The sequence below is a fragment of the Pirellulales bacterium genome, from assembly GCA_036499395.1.
GTDB lineage: Bacteria > Planctomycetota > Planctomycetia > Pirellulales > JACPPG01 > JACPPG01.
The window spans coordinates 38,110-60,259 of sequence record DASYDW010000068.1 but is presented as its reverse complement, the minus strand read 5'-3'; the positions used below and the strand labels follow the sequence as shown (position 1 = coordinate 60,259).

Below are 22,150 nucleotides of genomic sequence, written 5' to 3'. Positions count from 1 at the left end.
CGGTTCAAAACCCTCGGTTTACATCGCCTCGATGCGCCGCTTCATTTCCTCAGGCGACACATCTTCGACGTGCGTCATCAGACTCCAATGATAACCATCCGGATCCGTCACGGTGCCCGTTCGTTCGCCATAGAACTGCGTTTGCACGGGACGGGTGACCGTCGCGCCACATTTCACGGCGGTGTCGAAGGCCGCATCGACATCGTCGACGTACAGGCACAGCCCGGCCGAATTGCCTCCCAGCGTCCGCGGCGATTTCGACAACCCCATGCCGCATTCATCCGCCAGCATGATGATCGAATCGCCGATCGTGATCTCGGCATGGCCAACTCGGCCATCAGGCCGCGGCAACCGATAACGCTCGACCGCGCCAAAGGCTCGCTTGTAGAAATCGATCGCCTTATCGGCGTCAGCGACAGACAGGTAAACCGTCAGCGTGTGAAAACCTTCAGGAATGGCTCGCGGAGAATGCGACATCGTTGACTCCTCGATGCTCGTGAATTGCGAACGAATGTTCCAACGAAGCGAACGATGGCAAGCCGTGTCGGAAGGCGTCCTCGCAATCTACCGGCTGGCCTCGAACGTGGCTGTGACCGTCGTCGTGATCCCGCCACGCGCCGTGAAGGCGGCCACGAGCTTGATCTCGCGCGGCTCGATCGTAGCGACCAGATCATCGAGGATCCGGTTCGTGACGTGCTCGTAGAAAATACCCTCATTGCGGAACCGCTGCAGATACAGCTTCAGGCTCTTCAGCTCGACGCATTTAACCGCCGGAATATAGGTAATCGTCAGCGTGCCGAAGTCCGGCTGACCCGTCTTCGGGCAGACCGACGTGAACTCCGGGCAGACGATTTCGATCGTGTACCGCCGATCCGGAAACTGGTTGGCGAAAGTCTCTAATGTCTTGCGAAAATCGTCGCTCATTACGGCTCCTTTTCCTGATCGAGCCATTGTGGCATGATGGTTCAAGCGAGGGAAGCGGGCAGCTTCGCAGCCCTGCAACCGAACGCCTTTCGCAGCAGCCGGCCGCTGTGAGGCCGGACGCATCAATTTCAACACAGCACAATCTCAACACACCACCACAGACCCTGCCTACAGAAGCTAGTACTTAAATCACTCATGCCTCGCACCGCGGTATTGCTCCTCTCCGGCGGACTCGATTCGGCGACGGCCGGCGCCATCGCGCGCGCCGAGGGATTCGATCTCGCCGCGCTATCGTTCGATTACGGTCAGCGGCACCGCCACGAACTCTACGCAGCGCGCCGCGTGGCCTCGGCCCTTGGCATAACACGACACGTGATCTTGCCGATCGATCTCGCGCAGTTCGGAGCAAGCGCCCTGACGGCCGACATTCCGGTTCCCAAGCATCGCGCCACCGAGGCGATGTCGACCGGCATCCCCGCGACCTATGTGCCCGCGCGAAATACGGTCTTCTTGTCGCTGGCCCTGGCGTTTGCCGAAACGCTGCCGGCCGCCGATATTTTCCTGGGCGTGAACGCGCTCGACTATTCCGGCTATCCCGATTGCCGGCCGGAATATATCGAGGCGTTCGAGCGTCTGGCAAACCTGGCGACAAAGGCTGGCGTCGAGGGTACGCTGAAGTTCAAGATTCACACACCCCTGATCCGCATGACCAAGGCTCAAATCATTCGCCGAGGGCAGGAGTTAGGCGTGGACTATTGTCTAACCCACAGTTGCTACGACCCCGACTCCGCAGGCCGGCCCTGCGGCAGTTGCGACTCGTGCCAGCTACGGCTCAAAGGATTCGCCGAGGCCGGGCTGACCGATCCGCTGGAGTACCAGGCGTGAGAATTGCCGAAATCTTCCGCTCGCGCCAAGGCGAAGGGCTGTTGACCGGCACCGATAGCGTCTTCGTGCGCACTAGTGGCTGCAATCTGCGCTGCTGGTTTTGCGACACCCCCTACACCAGTTGGGCCCCCGAGGGGGCCGATCTCTCGGTCGACGAAGTGCTGCAACGCGTCGGCGAGCACGACACCCGGCACGTCGTCATCACCGGCGGCGAGCCAATGCTGTTGGCCGAGCTAGTCCCGCTCACCACGGAACTCGCCGCGCAAGGACGGCACATCACGATCGAAACGGCCGGCACTCTCGACCTGTCCGTCCGCTGCGATTTGATGTCGATCAGCCCCAAGCTCTCGAACTCGACGCCATCCCGCCAAGAGCATCCGCGCTGGAGCGTGCGGCACGAACGGACGCGGCACGCGCCGGCCGTGATTCGCCGTTTGCTGCGCGACTATGAATACCAGTTGAAGTTCGTCGTCGACCGCCCGGACGACCTGGCCGAGATCGAACTTTACCTGGCCGAATTCCCAGAGGCCGACCGGCAGCGCGTGCTGTTGATGCCGCAGGGAACCGATACGGCCGAGCTGGCCGACCGCGCCACCTGGCTGACCGACTACTGCGACGCCGCCGGCCTACGCTACTGCCCACGCAAACACATCGAATGGTACGGCGTCGTGCGTGGAACGTAAGGGAAAGGTTAAATGCGAAGCGATGAGCGAAAGAATTTCCTCGAGATCGCAACCCGCATGCACACTTTCTGCCAAAATATTCCGCCCCGTGGGCACGAATGGACTCTGCGCAACGCGAATAAAAATGCAGCTAATCGAGGGACGAAGGAATGATCTCCGGAAATCTTCCGAAGAAAGAAGGCTTCGAAATCGGGTCGCTCTACTACGACTGCGGAATCACGAAAGACCTTAACGGACAAATCGTTCCCTACGTCGATACGTGGGTGTATCTAGGAATCGTGCATATACCTGGATGTCGGTCTATCGACTGCGACAAGCCAGAGCACTATTACCACTTCAGGCGATATTGCAGGTCCATGGCCAACACACCGCGCGAGGAATGGACCACTGACCGAATAAACATCCCGTCTTTAAAGCAGGCTTTGCAAAGCAAATTAACCTGGGACGAGCTGATGCGAGATGGCTTGCCAAACATGCTCGAACAGTAACCTACCGCCTATTGGGTTGGTTAACGATTGACATGACTGCTTTCCTCTACATTCAGCATTCAGCACTCATCATTCATCACTCCCTCAATACCCCACCGCGCAGCCATCCTTCCGCGCCTCGGTGCCGCCGCGTAGTGTGCCGTTTTCCCAGTCGATCATGATGGCCTGGTAGCCGCCGAAATCTCCGCGCGAACGCAGCACGTTGTGGCCGCGTGCCTTGAGGGCCGCGACCGTTTCGTCCGTGATCCCCGATTCGACGGTCACCTTACCGCCGTCGGCATCCCCCGCTTCGCCGGTCGGCTCGGCGCTGCCGTTATGGCGCCCGCGGGCGAAATCGCCCGCCTCTTGAACGTTCATGCCGAAATCGATCATGTTCACCAGCACTTGCACGTGCCCTTGCGGCTGCATGTCCCCCCCCATCACGCCGAAGCTCAGCCACGGCTTGCGGTCCTTGGTGACCATCGCAGGAATGATCGTGTGGAACGGGCGCTTATGCGGTTCGAGCCGATTCAGATGCTGCTCGTCCAGCGCGAACATCTGCCCGCGGTTTTGCAAGACGAAGCCCACGTCTCCCGGCACGACTTGCGAGCCGAACGAATGAAAATTGCTCTGAATCATCGAGCAGCAGTTGCGATCCTTGTCGACAACCGTCAGATAAATCGTGTCGCCAGAAACCAGCTTCGGGTCGCCGGCCGGCACAGCCCGGGCCGCGTGCGCCATGTCGATCAGCTTGCGCCGCTTCTCGGCATACGGTTTCGAAATCAACTCGGCCGTGGGCAAACGATTGAAATCGGGATCGGCATAGAACTTTGCCCGATCGGCGTAGGCCAACTTCTTCGCCTCGATGAACAGATGCAGCCAATCCGGACTGCCGGCCCCCATGGCGCGAACGTCGTACCCCTCGATGAGATTCAAAATCTCGAGCGCCGCGATGCCCTGGCCGTTCGGCGGCAATTCCCACACGTCATAGCCGCGATAGTTGGTCGAGACCGGTTCGATCCAGTCCGACTTGTGATCGGCGAAATCTTGCAGCGTGAAGTACCCGCCGTTCTTGTCGCTGAACTCGACAATCGCCCGCGCGATGTCCCCTTTGTAGAACGCATCGGGACCGTGGCTAGCGATATCGCGATAACTGCGGGCCAGGTTCGGATTGCGAAAGATCTCCCCTTCCTTCGGCGCCTTGCCGCCGGGCAGGTACGTCTTGGCCGAGTCGGGCCAGTGCATCAACGATTGCCGCGAAGAACTCCAGCCGCCGGCAATGATCTCACTGACCGGAAAACCTTCTTCGGCATAGCTGATCGCCGGGGCGAGCAATTCGGCCAGCGGTTTCGTGCCAAACTTCGCCCGCAATTCCTCCCAGCCGGCAACGCAGCCTGGCACGTTCCAACACAGCGGTCCCTCGGACGGGATCTCCTTCAATCCTTTCTGGGCGAACACCTCGCGCGTCAGCTTATAAGGGCTGCGGCCACTGCCGTTCAAACCGTACAGCTTTTGCGTCTTGGCATCCCAGTAAATGACGAAGATGTCTCCGCCAATGCCGCAGCTCATCGGTTCGACCAGGCCCATCATGGCGTTGGTCGCGATTGCGGCATCGGCGGCTGTCCCCCCGCGCTTCAGAATCTCAAGGCCGGCCTGCGCCGCCAGCGGTTGGCTAGTGGCGACGATCCCATGCTCGGCCGCGATCGCCGAGCGGCTTTGATGCGGGTTCTTTGCCGGCCGGTCGTAACCGGTGCGTCGCACCGATTGCGGTCCACCTTCAGCCGCCAAAAGCACCACGGGCACTACTCCCCAAATAATCAAGGCGATGATCGGATGACGACTCGACATGCACGAAATCCTCGCTGGTTGATGCACCGACCCGGCCGGTGGTCGCGGCGTGATGCGTCGATTTCGCATCGCGCAAAACCTCGCCGCGGGCCATCTTGGCGACCGCTTGTTGCAAATCACTCTATCCGCCGCTAGTTACTCCGGCTACTAATGGCTGCTGACCACAAAGTCTGTAGCCGGGGTCTGCGACTCCGGAGCGGCACCGAGAGGTCCCGGCCTCGAAGAGGCCAGCTACAGGAAACTCCGGCGTGCCCGCGACGCACAACGTACGCGACAGATTAGCGAGCGGATTTACTATTCGGCTGCCGGGAAATGCCCTTCCTGCCCGCGTCCTATGACCGACCACCCCGCCCCGTCGAATTCCCGTCCTGCAAGCCGCCCCGCGCCCTGCTAGCAACGCAGGAACCTTGTTTTTTCGCCATGTACGCGCTTGTTACCAATCTTTTACAATCGCTCGACGGCCACGTGACACTAACCGGCCCGAGGCTTCCTAGAATCTGACGAAGAAGCAGGTAGGAACTCCGGGCCAAGACGGCCGTGCCTGCCGCCACCCAGTCCTTTAGGGGGAAACGTCTGTGACACCCGTCGAGATACTCAAGCAAAAGAAGAAGCTGCAAAAAGCCAAGCGCGATCGCAATCGATTGCGCAAGGGTCAACCGGTTCGTTCGAGCGTAGCGCGCGACGCCGCTTCGGCCGAGGCGCGTGCGAATCGCTGGAGCCGTGGCTACGACTGGCCCGTGATCGTTTGGATCACGCTTCTGCACGTCGGCGCCATCGGGGCCCTGTTCTGCTTCACCTGGAAGGGGCTCGCCCTGGGCTTTGCATTGGCTTGGATCACGGGCGTGATCGGCATCACGCTCGGCTACCATCGCTACCTGACGCACGGTAGCTTCACGACTTACCCGTGGGTGCGCCGTACGCTCGCCTTCATCGGCGGGCTCGCGGGCGAAGGTTCGGCCCTGATGTGGGTGGCCGTGCATCGCAAGCATCACGAGTTCAGCGATCACGAGGGGGACCCGCACTCCCCGCGCGAAGGTTTCTGGTGGAGCCACATGATTTGGCTCGTCCCCAATCGCGGCGGCGAGTATCAGAAGCAGCTCTTCCAGCGCTATGCTCCGGACTTGTACAAGGATCCGGTCATGCGGTTCCTCGACAAGACCTTTATCGTCTGGCACATCCTGCTGGGCGTCACGCTGTTCGCCGTCGGCTACTATGGCTGGGACCTGTACACCGCCTGCTCGTTCGTCGCTTACGGCATGTTCCTGCGGCTGGTCTACGTGCTGCACATCACGTGGTTCGTCAACTCGGCCACGCACATGTGGGGCTATCGCAATTACGAAACCACGGACGACAGCCGCAACCTGTGGTGGGTCGGCCTGCTGGCCTACGGCGAAGGGTGGCACAACAACCATCACGCCTTCCAGCGCATGGCCCGGCACGGTCACCGCTGGTGGGAATTCGACATGACCTACGGCGTGATCGTGGCCATGGAAAAGCTGGGGCTGGCCTGGAACCTGGTCCGCGACGTGCCCGAGCGGCAGAAGGCGCTGGCGGCCCGTTCGTCGTAATCGATGCGGCAGGAGTTCGCTTTTCTCAAGAAGCGAGCGAGCCGCAGCCATTGAGCGTCAACCACGCAAAAGCCTCGTCCCAAGGGACGGGGCTTTTCTTTTTGGACGCTGCCTTTATGAAAGGCATGGCCTAACGGACAGGGCAATTGTTCATTGAAAGCCTATCCCTAACGGACAGGGCTTTTGCTATTCGGCTGTGCCGTCTTGGCGGGCGCTTTGTTGGAGGGCACTGTAGCAGGCGTTTTACTAACCGGCGCTGCCGGCTGACTGGCCACCGACGGTGCCGCGACGCTGCCGCGATTCACATTCGCCGAATAGCGGCGATAGCTCGAACCGCGCGAAGTCGTGCCGTAGTTCGACGCGCCCGGTCGGTAGTTCGACACCCACCGCGAATCCTGCGTGCGCGTGGCACGACGAATCGCCGAAGCATCACCAGCCGCATGGGTCACGGATGAAAAGACGAACATGCTCTGGGCGACCAACAACACTGCCATTAATTTTTTCATGGCCATTACCTCGACGATTGGAAAAAGCCGGGCCCTACAAATCTAAAATCGGCAGGCCCATCTCCTTCACTCTAACGCGCCGCCGCCGTAACGGACGTCCCTAACGGATTTGTCAGCCGACCATGCTACCCCGCCAGCCACACGGCCGCATATTCGATTCGTTCGCGCAGCGTCGCCAGGAAGCGGGCCGCCGGCGCACCGTCCACGATCCGATGATCGAACGTCAGGCTGAGGGTCATGAACTCGCGTGCTTCGACGCGATCCCCTTCGCCAAAGACCGGCTCACGTCGGATCGCGCCGACGCCCAGGATCGCCGCCTCGGGCGGATTGATGATCGGCGTAAAGCCATCGATGCCGTACATGCCCAGGTTCGTGATCGTGAACGTCCCCCCTTGCAGGTCGGCCGCCGAAAGCGTGCCGGCGCGCGACTTGGCGACCAGCTCCTTGAACCGCGCCGCGATCTGCCGCACGCCCATCGTGCGCACGTCCCCCAGCACCGGCACCAGCAATCCGGCCTCGGTGTCGACGGCCACACCCACGCGGATCTCAGGCAGCTCGACAACCTGCTCGTCCTCCCAACGCGCGTTCAAACGCGGATGGTCGACAAGCGCCGTCGTTAATAGCTTGGCGAGCAGGTCCGTGATCGTCGGCACCAACTCATCCTTGCCAGCCGCCGCTGCCTGAAACTGCCGGCGAAGATTGATCAGGTTCGTGGCGTCGACCTTGGTCGTCAGCGTCACCGGCGCCGTCGCCTGATGGCTGGCCACCATGCGCCGCGCGATCGTGCGTCGAATCTTATCCGGTCCGGCGGACGCGCTCCCGGTAGAAACCGTCGCAGGTGTACTGCCACTCTTTTCGCGCTGCTGGGCCGCGGCCAGCACATCGCGCTCGCGAACGCGCCCGGTGGCACCACTTCCCACGAGCGTTGTGAAATCGACGCCCAGCTCCCGGGCCGCGCGTCGCGCGCGTGGCGAGGCCGTGACGCGATCATGGTCGTTCGGCGGCGCGCCCTCCCCTGCCCCGTTGCTCTTCTCGACCTGCTGCGCGTTACGTCGTTGCGCTTGCGCGTGAATGTCATCCGCGGTGATCCGCCCACCGCGCCCACTCCCCGCAACATGATCCAACGGGACGTTCAACTGTCGCGCCAACCTGCGCGCCGCGGGTCCCGCGGTACGTGGCGCTTCACTCGGCGCGCCGGCCGAGGGCGCTGCACCATTTCCGCCATTGTTCGCCGCATGGTCGGCGGGCGCCGCCAGAGTTTTGGGGGCCACGGCCTTGGGTATCACGGCCGTGGGCACTTCTCCCTGCGCCGTCAGCGTGGCAATCACCTGCCCCACCAGCACGGTCTCGCCCGGCTGTGGTCCGCCGGGCAGCAGGCGCAAAAATCCTTCGTCGAGCGATTCAATCTCCTGCGTCGCCTTCTCGCTTTCCAGCAAGAAAAGCTGGTCCCCGGCTTTGACCCACTCCCCGTCTTGCTTCAACCAGCGCACGAAGACCCCCTCTTCCATCGACCAACCGAGGCGGGGAATCGTCACTTCAACGGCCATGTTCAGCAAACCTCATTCGTACTTCGTGCAATAGCTACTCGGCCAGCAATGACTCGATCACTCGGCGGATATCGTCCGCTTGCGGCACGACCACTTTTTCCAGCGGCGGACTGTAAGGCGTCGGCGTGAACGCGCCGTTCAAACGGCGAATCGGCGCGTCAAGATCATCAAAGCCCGCGTCCGCGACTTGCGCGGCAATCTCCGCGGCCAGGCTCGATGGACCATACGCTTCGTCGACGATCAGCAATCGCCCGGTCTTCGCGACCGATTTCAAAACGGTCGGCACGTCGAGCGGCGACGCGGTGCGAGGATCGATCACCTCGATCGAAATGCCGCTCGCGGCCAGCTCTTCGGCGACGGACAACGTTTTGTGCAACATCAGCCCCATCGCCACGACCGTAGCGGCTGTCCCCTCACGCGCGATGGCCGCGCGGCCGAACTCGATCTCGTACGCTTCCTCCGGCACTGGCCCCTTGATGCTCATCAGTTCGCGATGTTCCAAGAACAGCACCGGGTCGTTCGAACGCAGCGCGTGCAGAAACAATCCCTTGGCATCGTACGGTGTCGAGGGGATCACGACCCGCAATCCCGGGATGTGTGCGTAAACGCTAGTGAAATTGCTCGAATGATGCGTGGCCGCGGCATGGCCGACGCCAATGCAACCGCGCAACAGCACCGGCATCTTCAATCGGCCGCTGCTCATGTATTGCATCTTGGCGATTTGATTGACGATCTCGCCGTAGGCATCGTTAATGAAATCGACGAACATGAAATCGATCACCGGCCGCGTGCCGGTCATGGCGGCGCCGCAACTGAGCCCCACGAAGCCGCGTTCCGAGATCGGGGTATCGCACAGCCGCTCGGCCCCGAACTTGTCGAACAGGCCGGCGGTCGTACGAAAATTCCCGCCACGCACGCCGATTCCTTCCCCCATCACGAAGATGCCAGGATTGCGCCCCATTTCGTGCTCGAGCGCCTCGACGGTCGCCTGCACGTACGTCGCCTGTCGCGTGCCTTTGGCAGGCTCGGCCGGCACCACCGGTTGCGGCTGTTCGCAATAGACGTGCGTCGTCGCCGTCTTGCCATCCGGCCATTCAGCGGCCTCGGCGGCTTTCGACGCCGCGTCCACTAACTCGGTGATTTGCCGGTCGACCGCGTCGAACTCTTCGCCGAAACGGTCCGCCTCGTCCGCCGTCAGCCCCCATTCGCTGCTGCGCGCCACGCTCTCGTCGCGCAGCCGTCGCAGCGGGCATTTCGTCCGCCACTCGTCGACCTCTTCACGCGTCCGATAGGTGAAATCTCCCATCCCTTCGGCGTGCGCGCGTGTGCGATACGTTTTGCATTCGATCAGCGTGGCCCCTTCACCGCGGCGCGCCCGAGCCACAGCCTCGCGCGCGACGTCGTGAACGGCCAGCACGTCGTTGCCGTCGACCTCGAAGCCAGGCAGACCATAGTTTGCCGCCCGCCGCCCGACATCCGGTATGCCGCTCGAATACTTGAACGGCACTTCAGTGGCGAATTGATTGTTCTCGCAAATGAATAGCACCGGCAGGTTCCAGATCGCGGCCATGTTCAGCCCTTCGTGGAACGCGCCGTTGTTCACAGCGCCATCGCCGAAGAATGCGACGGCCACGCGATCGGTCTTCATCAGCTTAAAGCTGTACCCGGCTCCCACGGCTTGCAAAATGCACGGCCCGACGATGCCGCTGGTTCCCATCATGCCTATCTCGGGAGCGAACAAGTGCATGCTCCCGCCGCGCCCGCGCGAGCAGCCGGTGGCCCTACCAAACAGCTCGGCAATCAATTGCTCAGGAGGCATCCCCTTGGCCAGGGCGTGACCATGTCCGCGATGCGTGCTGAACAGCACGTCGTCCGCGCGCAAGTTTTCGCATACGCCGGTTGCAATCGCCTCTTCGCCGACGTAGGTGTGACACGCGCCGTGAACCAAGCCACGCTGATGCGCCCGGGCCAGGTGCTCTTCGCAGTGGCGGATCAGCCGCATCTTGCGATACAGCGAGAGAACGAGGTTCGATTCGATAGTCTGAGTCGACATGCAGAGCTCGTTGAGTTTTGCTGGCAGCCCTGCGCCCGGGTGGCGACAGCGGCCAACTGTGAAAACCTATTATTTATTGTGGCTTGTCGCGAAGCGAGGCGCCGCCGTTCATCGCCAAATTGCCACCATCCATGGGAATCAGGGCGCCGGTAATCCAGCTCGACGCGTCCGAGGCCAGCAAAACGGCCAGTCCCTGGATATCGTCCGGCTGGCCGAAACGCCCGGCCGGAATGCCGCGCAGCCAGACGTCCTTCATGGCCGGGTTCACGGTCATGCGCTCGGCCAGGCTGGGGTTCATGACCTGGGCCGGCAGGATCGCGTTCACTCGCACGCCCGAACTGGCCCATTCGGTACTCAGTTCGCGTGTCATTTGCACGACCGCGCCCATCGCCATGCTGTAGGCAATGTGACCGCGCCCAAGCGCCGTGGTGCTGGCCAGCGAACCGATATTCACGATGCTTCCACGCCCCGCGCGCAGCATGCGGCGCCCGGCCTGCTGACACATGGCAAAACGTCCGATGACCAGGTTTTCGATCACCCGGCGCAATTGTTCGATCGTGATTTCCTCAGGCGAGGCCAGGATGCCTTCGCCCGCCACATTCGCCAGAAAGTCGATCCGGCCAAACTCTTGATCCAGCCGCGCGAACAATCCGCCGACGGCTTCCGGATCGGCCACGTCGCAAACGACCGTCACGGCGCGCCGTCCCAGGTTCGCGATCTCGCCCGCGGTTTGCGCGAGCCCCTCAGCATTGCGATCCACAAGCAGCAGATCAGCGCCATGCTCGGCCAGCGCCAGTGCCATGGCGCGTCCCATGCCGCGCGCTGCGCCTGAGACCGTGGCCACCCGGCCCGAAAGATCGAATAACGTGCTCGCCATAAAATCCTCTATCTGAATTTCAGCTCGTGGCTGCCGCGCATGTTGCCTCGCTGCGCAAAGCCACCGAGGCCGCGATGACCGATTCCGCCTGACCGTCGGCCGCAAGCGCCAAGGCCAATAACCCCGTCAGCGTGTCTTCCCGATCCGCGCACAAACGGTGCGGGCCCGGCAGCTCGCTCAAGACCAGCGTGCGCAAGATTTCAAAACGATTGGCCAAGCCGCCCGAGAAGGCGATGCGCTGCCACGATTGCTGTGGATCAAGTCGGCGAGCGCACTCCGCATAGTTGCGCGCCATGCTTTCAAAGGCGGCACGGAACAGGTTCCCCACCGTCATATTCTCTAGCCGCATCCCGCTCAGGCTTCCCCGATCACCAAGGGCGCCCGAGAAATACGAAACGTCGGCTGCCAACGTGCTAGGCCCGGCCGCATTAACTTGCTCGTGAACGAACGCCCACACGTCACCACAAGCGGCGCCGGCAGCGCGCGGAATTTCGGTCAGCAACGCCACGAGCCCGTCCAGCGATCGGCCGGCCGGCAGATGCGTGATCGTCTGCAACAGTCGACCGTCGAAATAGTGCCGCACCTGAAACGGTCCTTCGGCGGCGCTATCAATCAGCCGGCTGACTTGCGAACCGGTCGAGACATTGACCGAGATTTCGTCGGGCCCCAATCCCACGCCCAAAAGCGCGCATTGGTGGTCCCCCACGCCGGCATAACAGGGCACGCTCCGCCCGCCGATTCGCGTTTCGCCCACGGCCGCGCGCGAATGCGACACCTCGGGCCATACAAGCCCTTCCAGCCCGAGCGCGCGAAACGCCTCGTGATGCCAACCACCGCGGCGCAGATCGAGCGACCCGATCGCGCACGTCGCGTCCTCGGCCGGAATCTTGCCGATAAGATGCGCAACGACGAAAGCCGGCAATGACAGCGGGCTGGCCCCATCGAGCAAACTGGGCTCATGCTCAGCCAACCAGAACAGCAGGCTCGTACAAGATCCGGGCCGAAGTTCATTGCCCAGCTCGGCGAGGCGCGTTTCGGTCAAACACTGTCGGACCTGCTCGAACGTGTTTGATCCATCGCTGTCATTGGATTCGAGCACGCGCTGATCGCGCCACGACAGGTAATTCGTGCGTGGCTGCGCGTCACGATCGACGAGGATCACGCCTCCCATCTGCCCGCATAAATAAACGCCTTCGCAAACTCCCGCCGCCGAACCAAGCTCCGCGATCAGCGAATCAACCGCGCCAGTCACAGCCGCGGGATCGATTTCGACCCAGGCCGTGGGTAACCCAGTAACAGGCTCGGGAAACGGCACGCGGCGGACGTCCTCGATACGGCGCGCGCCGACATCCAGGATGGCTCCTTTGACGAATGACGTACCGATATCGATCGCCAGGACCTTCATGGCACGATCGCTCCCTGGCTCGAATCGAACAGCCTTATCAGCTCGGGCAATTGCTTCTGCACGAAGACCAATAGCGCCAAGCCGAGATAAAAAACGCCGCAGGCGAGCACGCCCAACCGCTGAAACCAGCGAGGACGAAGCTCGCGCGGCAGCAAGCGCGTGTTAATCCACAACAAATGCAGCGCCGTTACTCCAATCGCCAGGTTATTCAAGTTGGCGATCACGATCGTCATCAGCTTGGGCGTGCCGTAGGTGCTAAAAAGATAAGCACAGACGAGCGACCACAGCACGTACAGCCCCAGAATCGAGTAATAGATCCGCCGGACCTGGTTGCCGGACATGCTCTCGCGCACGCGGCGGCTGCCCGACCAGAAGATATCGGTCCAGCGGCGGCTGATATCGTCAACGACCGACATCTGGCTCGGCAGCATGACCAACATGCCCACCAGCACCGTGACGATCCACAGGGCCTTGGCCGACGCCGCCGCGAATTGCGGTGCGTGGCGGATGCCGTCGGCCGTGATCAGCGATTGCGCCCAGTCCAGCTTTTGCCCGGCCAATGCCGAATGCGGCGCGAATTGCAGAGACAATAGCGCCGGCAGCGCCATCCCCATCACGCAGCCTGGGCCCCACACCAGAGCCTGATCGGTCAGGATATAGCGCCACCAGCCGCGCCACCGTTCGAGGTTTTTTGGCGTGATGGCAAAGACCTTGCCCAAATGGCTAAGCGAGATGCTGTGCCCGCCGACGGCGCTTGGTATGGCGCCCACGGTCGAGCCCATGCCCCACCCTTTGTCGCGCACGAAATTGCTGTAAGTGGCGTTCGACAGTCCGCCCCCGCCGGCATACCCGGCGAAGGCACCCAGCACCGCGATATTTCCCATCGCCACCAGCGGCCAGACTCCCTCCTGATAACGGTGCGTGAAGAGATTGACCGTTGTTTCTTCACCATCGGCGCCGATCGTCGGCACGGTGCCGAACTTCAAGAAGCCACTGAAGATCTTTCCCCAGTTCGCAGAGCTGACGCACAACACTCCCATCAACAGACAAAAACCCAGTACGACGACGACCTTGGTCGTCATGACCCATTGCAGCGTGTTATAGATCTTTCCGCCGATCAGCACCGGCAGCACGGCCACGATCAACAGCACGTAAGCCAAACCGGTCACGAGCGTCGAGTCCAACTCGGACGGCGGCCGATCAAGAATGAGCGAAGCCAGCATCGCCGCCGCATGTGTCGACAGGCCAGGTATAAACGAGCTCGTGTTCAAAAGAAACACGACGCCCATCCAGAACATGGGCCCCGGACGGGTGCGCATGAAACCGGTAAACACCGGTTCGCCGCAATACAACGCATAACGTCCGCACTCGATGTTGTAGAACACCTGGCAGATAATCGCGATCGTGGCAATCCACATCAGCCCGCCGCCATAGCGAGCCGTGATCTCGGGGCCGAACAGCCATTCGCCGCCGCCGATCTGAATGCCCATCATCACGATGCCGGGTCCGATGAATCGGGTCCAATGGCGCCAGGAAAGTGCCGGCGGCTCGGGCAGCTCTGCGACTCCCCATGAGGGAAGGCACGTCTGCGGCAGTTCGCGCGCTAGCGTAGATTCGCCCGCCATTGGTCCGCCTCGGTTTTCCCGCTCGACTCGAATCAGACGTCCAGAATTACGTCGATTTCTTGGCCCCGCCTTAAATAGGCCAAGCACCCGCAGATTTATCCCACGCCATTGACCACATTCGGCAATCGTTCGCCACGGATCGCCTTGGCCACGATCTGGGCCGCCGTCTCGCGCAGCGTCCGCACTGCCTTGACGCTGGCCGAGGCGATGTGGGCCGAAAGAATCACGTTTTGCATTTTCAAAATCGGATGATCGGCCGGAATCGGCTCAGGCGCAAACACATCGAGCGCCGCCACCGAGATCTGTCCACTGGCCAGCGCGCTCGTGAGCGCGGCCGAGTCGACCAAATCACCGCGAGCCACGTTGACCAGAATCACTCCGGGCTTCATCCGCGCGATGGAATCCGCGTTGATCAGCCCTCGCGTCTTGGCGGTCGAGGGGCAATGCAGTGTTACGACATCGGACTGGCTCAGCAGTTCTTCCAACGATCGGGCTTCGCAACCGGCGCTGGCAATCTGTTCCGCCGGCACCATCGGATCATAGACCAGCACCCGACACTTGAAGGCCAACAGCCGCTTCACCACCTCGCGTCCGATCCGACCAAATCCGACAACGCCGACATGCAAATCGCGCAGGGTACGCATCTGTTCGAGCGGCACCGGCAGGCCCCACGTTCCGCCATGCACGGCGTTGGAGTTGGCGGTCACACTGCGCGTGGCGGCCAGAATAAATGCCAGCGTCTGATCGGCCACTTCGTCGATGCAATAGTCGGGGATATTGCAGACGGGAATATTCTTGGCTCGCGCCGCCTCGAGATCGACATTGTCGACCCCGATGCCGTAACGGACGATCACCTTCGCGCGCTCGAGCGTGGCAATCACGTCCGCCGTCAGCGGCGCGAATTGCGTGATGATGTAATCGGCGTCACGCACCAACTGCGGCAGCTCGGCGGCCGGACGTTTTTCCTTCCAGCTCGCGATTTCGACCCCCAGCGGGGCCAGTATCTGTTCTTCAACTTCCAGCGTAGGAAACGAATAATCCGTGACCGCGACCTTGGGCATGAGGGGACCGCCTGACGAGCCGTACGAAAGAGGGAAATTCCGCGAGATCGTCAGATTGTATGATAAAGTTTTGGCCGAATCCAGCAGCCGAATAGGCGATTTCCGAGGGTGTTGTGCCATGCTGCTCCGCCATCGGCGGATAAGCATGCTTCCTTGCCCCGGCCCCACTCCGACCTACTCGGCGATTAGCCGGTACCCCACCCCCGGCTCGGTCAGCAGATATCGCGGCCGGGCCGAGTCTTCTTCGATCTTGTCGCGCAGCTTGGCCATGTAGACCCGCAGCGAATGGGTTTCGTCCAAACTGTCCGGCCCCCACACCTCGTTCAGCAATTGCCGGTGCGTGATGACCTTGCCGGCATGGTGGATGAGTGTCGATAGCAGGCGGAACTCGGTAGGAGTCAGATGCACCTGCTGGCCGCGCGCCGTCACCTGCCGGCTGCCAAGATCGACGCTTAACTCGCCGACCGCGAACAGGGGCGACTCACCGTCCCCGGCGCGCTGTGTGTGGCGCAGCGCCACACGGATGCGCGCCAGAAGCTCGTCCATTCCGAACGGTTTGGTGAGATAGTCGTCGGCCCCCGCGTCGAGTGCCGAGACCTTTTCGCGTTCCTGCCCGCGTGCCGACAGCACAATGATCGGCAGCTTCGACCATTCCCGGATGCGCGGAATCACGTCGATGCCATCCATGTCGGGCAGCCCCAGGTCGAGCACCACCAGGTCAGGCTGTTGACTAGCGGCCAGCATCAGTCCTTGCCGCCCCGTCTCGGCTTCGACAAAACGATAGCCGTGCGCGCCGAGCGAGGCGCGCAGGAAGCGGCGTATCTCCTGCTCGTCCTCGATGATCAAGATTTTCGGCCCGTCGGCGGTCATGACGCGGCAACCGCTTTACTTAAAGAGAGTTCGCCTTGCACGGCATACCCAAGTTTAGCCCAACGGGCGATCACAGGGCTACCGGGCCGTCCGCGCGCACCAGCGGCGGCGTTTCGCCACGCGGCAGCGTAAAGCTAAAACAGGCGCCGCCATCGGGCCGATTGCGCGCCCAGATTTTGCCCCCATGCAATTCGACAATCCCTCGGCAGATCGTCAGTCCCAGACCGACTCCCGTGCCACTTGAGGCACGCACCGAGCGGTAGAATTTGTCGAAGATGTGTTCCTCCTCACCGGGCACCAGTCCGAGCCCGCGATCGGACACGTCGAATTGCACGTCGTGGCCGACCATCTGTGCCGAAAGTGCAATCTCGTTGCCCGCCGGCGTACATTTCATCGCATTTTCCAGCAAGTTCGTCAGCACCTGCTGGATCAATAGCGGATCGAACGGCACCAGCGGCAGGTCCGCCGCCAGGTGCGTCACGACCTTATAATTCTGCAGCCGCCGCGCAAGGCGATTCAGCACGACGCCCACCACCTCCTCGACCACTTGCCATTCCTTGCGAACTTGCAGGGCACCCGCGTCCAGACGCGTCATGTCCAGCAAGTTCACGACCAGCCGATTCAGCCGTTCGGCCTCTTCGAAGATCGACTCGGCCAACTCATGCCGCGTGGTCGTGTCGAGCGCACTATCGTCGACCAATGTGCTGCTGGCCCCGGCGATCGCCGCCAGCGGCGTGCGAAGATCATGCGACACGGCGCTCAGCAGCGAGCTGCGCAGCCGCTCAGCCTCGGCCTGCAGCTTGGCCTGCTGCGCGTCCTGGGCCGAGCGAATCCGCTCAGCCGCCAGCGCGACTTGTCCGGCGAAAGTTTCCAGCAGGCGAATCTGCTCGGACGAAAACAAAGACGTGCGATCCGCTACGCGCGGTCGAAAGCCCAGGATGCCGACGATAGCCCCGCGCGTCTGCAGCGGCACGAAGAGCGACGACGCCGACGGCAGCGTGTCGGTCCCCCGGCCGGCGCGCTCGCCGTTGTCGAACACCCATTGCGCAACCCCCAGGTCGTGGTCGGTGAGCGTCCCCAACGAAAACGACGACGGAGCAGGAATGATCGTCACAGGCCCGCGCCGCGTCGGATCAGGAAAAAGCAGGAACACTTCGCCGTCGAAGACCTCGGTAATGTGCTTCACGGCCAGGTCGACCAGGGCTTGCGTCGTCGTCGCCTCGACCAATCCCCGGCTCATGGCGTACAGCGCCGCGGTGCGCTGCTCGCGCTGCCGCGCCGAGAGCGCCTGAAATTTCACATGCGAGGTGAGCGTGCTGATTACCAGTCCTACGACCAGCATCACGCCGAACGTCACTAGGTATTGCGTATCACTGACGGCAAAGGTCAGCCGCGGCGGCACGAAGAAGAAATCAAACGCCAGCACGCCCAAAACCGACGCCAGGATCGATGGCCCGCGCCCGAATTGCACGGCCACGACAATCACGCCCAGCAGATAAACCATGATCAGGTTCGACAAGGCGAACCGGTCTTGCATCAACCAGCCCGCCCCCGTGCAGGCCGCGACCGTCACCAGCGCTCCCAAATAGGCGAGCGGGTGGAAAGGCGCCGGCGTCGAACGTTGCCGCACCGCCGAAGGCTCTTCGGAGTCCCCGCTGATGACATAAACGTCGATGTCACCGCATTTGCGCGTCAGCTCGTAGACGATCGACCCGCTGAACCATTCCTGCCAGCGTGGGCGTTGCGGCTTGCCGACGACGATCTTCGTGACGTTGCGCCGCCGGGCGAAATCGAGCAGCTCGTCCACCAGATGCGTGCCGCTGATGGTCGACGTCTCGGCCCCTAGCTCTTCGGCCAGGTGCAACGTCTGCGCGACGCGATCCGCATCCTCCTTGGCCAACCGCGCGCTTTGCGCCGTCTCGATGTACACGGCCAGCCACGGCGCGCGCAACGTCGTCGCCATCCGCCGCGTCGCGCGAACCAGTCGCGCCGAATGCGGGCTGGGACTGACCGACACCATCAGTCGCTCGGAAGTCGGCCACGTGCGGGCCACGGCATGCAGCGAACGATAGTCCTGCATCTGCGCGTTGACGCGTTCGGCCACGCGCCGCAATGCCAGCTCGCGCAGGGCGATCAAGTTCCCCTTCTTGAAGAAACTCTCAATCGCGCGGTTGGCCTGATCCGGTAGATAGACCTTCCCCTCGCGCAACCGTTCGATCAGGTCGTCCGGCGGCAGATCGACCAGCTCGACTTCGTCGGCCGAATCGAAGATCACGTCCGGCACCGTCTCGCGTACGATGACGCCTGTGATCTGCGCGACCACGTCGTTCAGACTTTCCAGGTGCTGCACGTTGAGCGTCGTATAGACGTCGATCCCCGCCTGGCGCAACCGCTCGATATCCTGCCAGCGCTTGGTGTGGGTGACGCCCGGCGCGTTGGTATGCGCTAGCTCGTCGACCAGAATCAACGTCGGATGGGCCGCAAGCGCCGCTTCGAGATCGAATTCCTGCAGCTTCGTGCCGCGGTATTCGATCCCCCGCCGCCCCAGCACGTCGAGCCCCATCAGCAAGGCCTGCGTCTCGGGGCGAACGTGAGGTTCGAGATAGCCGACCAGGACGTCGACTCCCTCCTTGGCAACCTTGCGCCCCGCTTCGAGCATGGTGTAGGTCTTGCCTACGCCCGGCGCGGCGCCGAAGAAGATCTTCAGCTTGCCGTGTTTCTCGCGCGCCTCTTCGGCCTGCACGCGAGCCAGCAAGGCATCGGGATCAGGTCGAACTTCGGCCATGCGGATTACCGACCCGTGGGAAAGAACTTCGCTCGGCCGTGTGATGCTTCAGTTACCAGCCTTCGTCGCCAACAACGCGGTGCGACGAGGTATTTGCCGATGACGAAATTGCTCCGGCTATCGTGACTCAATAAATATAGGCCACTCGGAATTAATGCCCAGCATTGTCTGGCGATTGCTTGCCCGGCTGGCCGGGCAGCTTGTCGAGTTCGAGGTTCACGAGCAAAACATTCACGCGAGGCTCCCCCAGCAGGCCGAAAGTGCGCCCCGCGGTGTGCTTTTTGACGATGCCGCGCACTTCATCCGGCGCGATCTGACGCGCCTTGGCCACTCGTGCTATTTGATACTCGGCCGCCGCGGGACTGATGTGCGGATCGAGACCACTTCCCGAGGACGTCACCAGGTCGACCGGCACTTTTTCACCGGCCTCGGGGTCCGCGGCACGCAGCGCCTCGATGCGCGCCTTCACCGCGTCGACAAGCGCCGGGTTCGTCGGCCCCAGGTTCGATCCGCTCGACGCCGCGGCGTTGTACGCCACCGGCCCCGTGGCGGAAATGCGCCCCCAGAAGTATCGCGGTTCGTCGAATTGCTGGCCGATCAATTCCGATCCGAGCACGACACCGTCCGCTTCGACAAGGCTTCCCTGCGCTTGCCTTGGAAACAGCGCCTGTCCGAGCCCAGTCACAACCAGAGGGTAAGCAACGCCCGTCACCAGTGACAGCGCCACAAAAATCACAATCGCGGCACGAAGTTGTTTCAACATCTTTTTCTCGTTGGGCGATTCGCCAAAAGTCTTCTTTGTTTTATCTGTAGCCGGGGTCTATGACCCCGGAAGCATTACTCAAACCTCAAACCGGCGTCACAGACGCCAGCTACAAAACCGTCGGCAACTACGTGGAATACTGAGCCAAGCCCGTCACGACCAACAACATGTCGATCGCCTTGATGCCAATAAACGGAACGATCAAGCCCCCCAGTCCATAAACGAGTAAATTAGCGCGCAGCAGCTTCGAAGCATCGACCGGCCGGTGCCGCACTCCCTTTAGCGCCAGTGGAATCAGCGCCACGATGATCAGCGCGTTGAAAATCACGGCCGACAGAATAGCGCTATCGGGCGTCGCCAAACCCATCACGTTCAGCTTGCCGAGCACCGGATACGTTCCCATGAACGCGGCCGGGATGATCGCAAAGTACTTCGCCACATCGTTGGCGATGCTGAACGTCGTCAGCGACCCGCGCGTCATCAGCAGTTGCTTGCCGATTTCGACAATCTCGAGCAGCTTCGTAGGATTCGAGTCGAGATCCACCATGTTGCCGGCTTCCTTCGCCGCCTGGGTTCCCGAGTTCATCGCCACCGCGACGTCCGCCTGCGCCAGCGCCGGCGAGTCGTTCGTCCCGTCGCCGGTCATTGCCACCAGCCGTCCGCCGGCCTGATATTCGCGAATTAGCTTCAGCTTCGCCTCGGGCGTGGCCTGCGCCAGAAAATCGTCCACCCCCGCCTCGGCCGCGATCGCCGCTGCCGTCAGCGGGTTGTCCCCCGTGATCATCACGGTCTTAATGCCCATTTGCCGTAGCTGCGCGAAGCGATCCTTGATGCCCCCTTTTACGATGTCTTTTAAGTAAACGACGCCGAGCGCTCGGTTGTTTTCAGCCACGACCAGCGGCGTGCCTCCCTGCTTGGCGATCGCATCGACGCGGTTGCGCAGCGACTGCGGCACCGCGCCGCCACGCTGCGCGACATACGAATCGATCGCGTCGGCCGCACCTTTGCGCAACTGTCGACCGTCGAGATTGACGCCACTAATACGCGTTTGGGCCGAAAAGGGAATGAACTCGGCCTGGTTCTTTTCCAACTCCCGGCCGCGCAGTCCGTATTTCTCTTTCGCCAGCACAACGATGCTGCGCCCTTCAGGCGTTTCGTCCGCCAACGACGCCAGCTGCGCCGCGTCCGCAAGTGTCGACAGATCGACCCCTTCGGCCGGCGTGAACTCGACCGCCTGACGATTGCCCAGCGTGATCGTGCCCGTCTTGTCCAACAGCAAAACGTCGACGTCGCCTGCCGCTTCGACGGCACGCCCCGAAGTGGCGATGACATTGGCCTGAATCATGCGGTCCATGCCCGCGATGCCGATCGCCGATAGCAGCCCGCCGATCGTCGTCGGAATCAAGCACACCAACAGCGCCACGAGCACCGTGACCGTGATCGGAACGCCCTGCCCTGCCGCCTTCACGCTGTACAACGAAAACGGCAACAGCGTAACGCAAGCCAGCAAGAAGACGATCGTCAATGCCGCGAGCAGGATATCGAGTGCGATCTCGTTAGGAGTTTTCTGCCGCCGTGCCCCTTCCACCAGCGCGATCATGCGATCGAGAAATGTCTCGCCGGGATTCGCCCCCACGCGCACGATCAGCCAGTCGGACAACACGCGCGTACCGCCGGTGACGCTGCTACGGTCGCCGCCACTTTCGCGGATGACCGGAGCGCTTTCGCCGGTGATGGCGCTTTCGTCCACCGAGGCGATCCCCTCCAGCACTTCGCCGTCAGCAGGGACGGGGTCGCCCGCTTCGACCAGAATCACATCCCCCTTGCGCAATGTCGTGGCCGAGACCACGTCGCGGCGCGCCTCGCGCTGCGGCTCGCGCAGCTTCTTGGCCATCACGTCGCGCCGGGCGCGACGCAACGCGTCGGCCTGGGCCTTGCCGCGCCCTTCGGCCATGGCTTCGGCGAAGTTCGCGAACAACACCGTAAACCACAGCCACATCGAGATGGCAAAGATGAACCCGGCCGGGGCTTCCCCTTCTCCCAGCAACGCCTGCAACCACAGCGCCGTCGTCAGCACGCTCCCCACCAGCACCGTGAACATCACCGGATTGCGCAACTGCCGCCGTGGGTCGAGCTTCTTAACGGACTCCAGCAAGGCACGCCGCACAATCGGCGGATCAAACAGCGGGCGGGCCTCGTGCGTTTTGGACATCGGAAAACTACCTCGTTATCAACCTGATGGTCGAAATCTTTATGCAGTGTTAACTTTCAATATGCTGCCGA

General features: G+C 62.1%; 17 protein-coding genes. 3 read left to right on the top strand and 14 right to left on the bottom strand.

Annotation, left to right across the window (positions count from 1 at the left end):
* Window positions 1-18: 18 nt before the first annotated feature.
* Together VGN12_12915 and queF are read right to left on the bottom strand one after the other, a co-directional pair.
* Window positions 19-477 carry a VOC family protein gene (locus VGN12_12915; GenBank protein HEY4310345.1) on the bottom strand — a complete coding sequence of 153 codons (459 nt, stop codon included), beginning with the start codon at window positions 475-477 and terminating at the stop codon, window positions 19-21.
* Window positions 478-564: 87 nt separating this feature from the next.
* Window positions 565-924: a preQ(1) synthase gene (queF, locus tag VGN12_12910; protein HEY4310344.1), complete on the bottom strand. Its 360-nt coding sequence runs from the start codon at window positions 922-924 to the stop codon at window positions 565-567.
* 195 nt (window positions 925-1,119) lie between these two features.
* Here queF and queC point away from each other — a divergent pair, with 195 nt between their 5' ends.
* Both queC and VGN12_12900 read left to right on the top strand, forming a co-directional pair.
* Window positions 1,120-1,809, top strand: a complete 690-nt coding sequence (gene queC / locus VGN12_12905; protein HEY4310343.1) for a 7-cyano-7-deazaguanine synthase QueC — start codon at window positions 1,120-1,122, stop codon at window positions 1,807-1,809.
* Window positions 1,806-2,492 (top strand): 7-carboxy-7-deazaguanine synthase QueE, encoded by a 687-nt coding sequence (locus VGN12_12900; GenBank protein HEY4310342.1) that lies wholly within the window; start codon window positions 1,806-1,808, stop codon window positions 2,490-2,492. Before queC ends, VGN12_12900 begins: the two co-directional genes overlap by 4 nt.
* Before the next feature lie 572 nt (window positions 2,493-3,064).
* On the opposite strand, the gene ggt is transcribed toward VGN12_12900, so the two are convergent.
* The gene (gene ggt, locus VGN12_12895; GenBank protein ID HEY4310341.1) at window positions 3,065-4,807 is read right to left on the bottom strand and encodes a gamma-glutamyltransferase; all 1,743 of its coding nucleotides are present in this window, start codon (window positions 4,805-4,807) and stop codon (window positions 3,065-3,067) included.
* Window positions 4,808-5,382: 575 nt separating this feature from the next.
* On the opposite strand from ggt, the gene VGN12_12890 reads away from it, so the two are divergent.
* On the top strand, window positions 5,383-6,375 hold the full coding sequence (locus tag VGN12_12890; protein ID HEY4310340.1) for an acyl-CoA desaturase: 993 nt from the start codon (window positions 5,383-5,385) through the stop codon (window positions 6,373-6,375).
* Window positions 6,376-6,542: 167 nt separating this feature from the next.
* Here the strand turns inward: VGN12_12890 and VGN12_12885 are convergent, their stop codons facing one another.
* The 11 genes from VGN12_12885 to kdpB form a co-directional block, all read right to left on the bottom strand.
* A complete protein-coding gene (locus tag VGN12_12885) occupies window positions 6,543-6,881 on the bottom strand; it encodes a hypothetical protein (protein ID HEY4310339.1) in 339 nt (112 codons plus the stop codon).
* Between the two features lie 125 nt (window positions 6,882-7,006).
* Window positions 7,007-8,428 carry a 2-oxo acid dehydrogenase subunit E2 gene (locus VGN12_12880; GenBank protein ID HEY4310338.1) on the bottom strand — a complete coding sequence of 474 codons (1,422 nt, stop codon included), beginning with the start codon at window positions 8,426-8,428 and terminating at the stop codon, window positions 7,007-7,009.
* 34 nt (window positions 8,429-8,462) lie between these two features.
* On the bottom strand, window positions 8,463-10,481 hold the full coding sequence (locus tag VGN12_12875; GenBank protein ID HEY4310337.1) for a dehydrogenase E1 component subunit alpha/beta: 2,019 nt from the start codon (window positions 10,479-10,481) through the stop codon (window positions 8,463-8,465).
* 73 nt (window positions 10,482-10,554) lie between these two features.
* Complete coding sequence (locus VGN12_12870; protein ID HEY4310336.1) at window positions 10,555-11,358, bottom strand: SDR family oxidoreductase; 804 nt, start codon at window positions 11,356-11,358, stop codon at window positions 10,555-10,557.
* 19 nt (window positions 11,359-11,377) lie between these two features.
* Window positions 11,378-12,763 carry an FGGY family carbohydrate kinase gene (locus VGN12_12865; protein HEY4310335.1) on the bottom strand — a complete coding sequence of 462 codons (1,386 nt, stop codon included), beginning with the start codon at window positions 12,761-12,763 and terminating at the stop codon, window positions 11,378-11,380.
* Window positions 12,760-14,388, bottom strand: coding sequence for an Nramp family divalent metal transporter (locus tag VGN12_12860; protein HEY4310334.1), 1,629 nt, complete (start codon window positions 14,386-14,388; stop codon window positions 12,760-12,762). Before VGN12_12860 ends, VGN12_12865 begins: the two co-directional genes overlap by 4 nt.
* 95 nt (window positions 14,389-14,483) lie before the next feature.
* Entirely contained in the window at window positions 14,484-15,449 is a 966-nt protein-coding gene (locus tag VGN12_12855; GenBank protein HEY4310333.1) for a C-terminal binding protein, read from the bottom strand.
* A 174-nt stretch (window positions 15,450-15,623) separates the two neighbouring features.
* Complete coding sequence (locus VGN12_12850) at window positions 15,624-16,319, bottom strand: response regulator (GenBank protein ID HEY4310332.1); 696 nt, start codon at window positions 16,317-16,319, stop codon at window positions 15,624-15,626.
* A gap of 70 nt (window positions 16,320-16,389) precedes the next feature.
* A complete protein-coding gene (locus VGN12_12845) occupies window positions 16,390-19,104 on the bottom strand; it encodes a sensor histidine kinase KdpD (GenBank protein ID HEY4310331.1) in 2,715 nt (904 codons plus the stop codon).
* A gap of 151 nt (window positions 19,105-19,255) precedes the next feature.
* On the bottom strand, window positions 19,256-19,867 hold the full coding sequence (gene kdpC / locus VGN12_12840) for a potassium-transporting ATPase subunit KdpC (GenBank protein ID HEY4310330.1): 612 nt from the start codon (window positions 19,865-19,867) through the stop codon (window positions 19,256-19,258).
* A 127-nt stretch (window positions 19,868-19,994) separates the two neighbouring features.
* On the bottom strand, window positions 19,995-22,079 hold the full coding sequence (kdpB, locus tag VGN12_12835) for a potassium-transporting ATPase subunit KdpB (protein ID HEY4310329.1): 2,085 nt from the start codon (window positions 22,077-22,079) through the stop codon (window positions 19,995-19,997).
* Between the last annotated feature and the right edge of the window lie 71 nt (window positions 22,080-22,150).

What these genes read in the sequence shown, in the direction of transcription:
- VGN12_12860 (HEY4310334.1), bottom strand. Translation starts at nt 14,388, where the DNA reads ATGGCGGGCGAATCTACGCTAGCGCGCGAACTGCCGCAGACGTGCCTT.
- VGN12_12880 (HEY4310338.1), bottom strand. Translation starts at nt 8,428, where the DNA reads ATGGCCGTTGAAGTGACGATTCCCCGCCTCGGTTGGTCGATGGAAGAG.
- kdpB (HEY4310329.1), bottom strand. Translation starts at nt 22,079, where the DNA reads ATGTCCAAAACGCACGAGGCCCGCCCGCTGTTTGATCCGCCGATTGTG.
- queF (HEY4310344.1), bottom strand. Translation starts at nt 924, where the DNA reads ATGAGCGACGATTTTCGCAAGACATTAGAGACTTTCGCCAACCAGTTT.
- ggt (HEY4310341.1), bottom strand. Translation starts at nt 4,807, where the DNA reads ATGTCGAGTCGTCATCCGATCATCGCCTTGATTATTTGGGGAGTAGTG.
- kdpC (HEY4310330.1), bottom strand. Translation starts at nt 19,867, where the DNA reads ATGTTGAAACAACTTCGTGCCGCGATTGTGATTTTTGTGGCGCTGTCA.
- VGN12_12875 (HEY4310337.1), bottom strand. Translation starts at nt 10,481, where the DNA reads ATGTCGACTCAGACTATCGAATCGAACCTCGTTCTCTCGCTGTATCGC.
- queC (HEY4310343.1), top strand. Translation starts at nt 1,120, where the DNA reads ATGCCTCGCACCGCGGTATTGCTCCTCTCCGGCGGACTCGATTCGGCG.
- VGN12_12855 (HEY4310333.1), bottom strand. Translation starts at nt 15,449, where the DNA reads ATGCCCAAGGTCGCGGTCACGGATTATTCGTTTCCTACGCTGGAAGTT.
- VGN12_12915 (HEY4310345.1), bottom strand. Translation starts at nt 477, where the DNA reads ATGTCGCATTCTCCGCGAGCCATTCCTGAAGGTTTTCACACGCTGACG.
- VGN12_12885 (HEY4310339.1), bottom strand. Translation starts at nt 6,881, where the DNA reads ATGAAAAAATTAATGGCAGTGTTGTTGGTCGCCCAGAGCATGTTCGTC.
- VGN12_12870 (HEY4310336.1), bottom strand. Translation starts at nt 11,358, where the DNA reads ATGGCGAGCACGTTATTCGATCTTTCGGGCCGGGTGGCCACGGTCTCA.
- VGN12_12865 (HEY4310335.1), bottom strand. Translation starts at nt 12,763, where the DNA reads ATGAAGGTCCTGGCGATCGATATCGGTACGTCATTCGTCAAAGGAGCC.
- VGN12_12845 (HEY4310331.1), bottom strand. Translation starts at nt 19,104, where the DNA reads ATGGCCGAAGTTCGACCTGATCCCGATGCCTTGCTGGCTCGCGTGCAG.
- VGN12_12850 (HEY4310332.1), bottom strand. Translation starts at nt 16,319, where the DNA reads ATGACCGCCGACGGGCCGAAAATCTTGATCATCGAGGACGAGCAGGAG.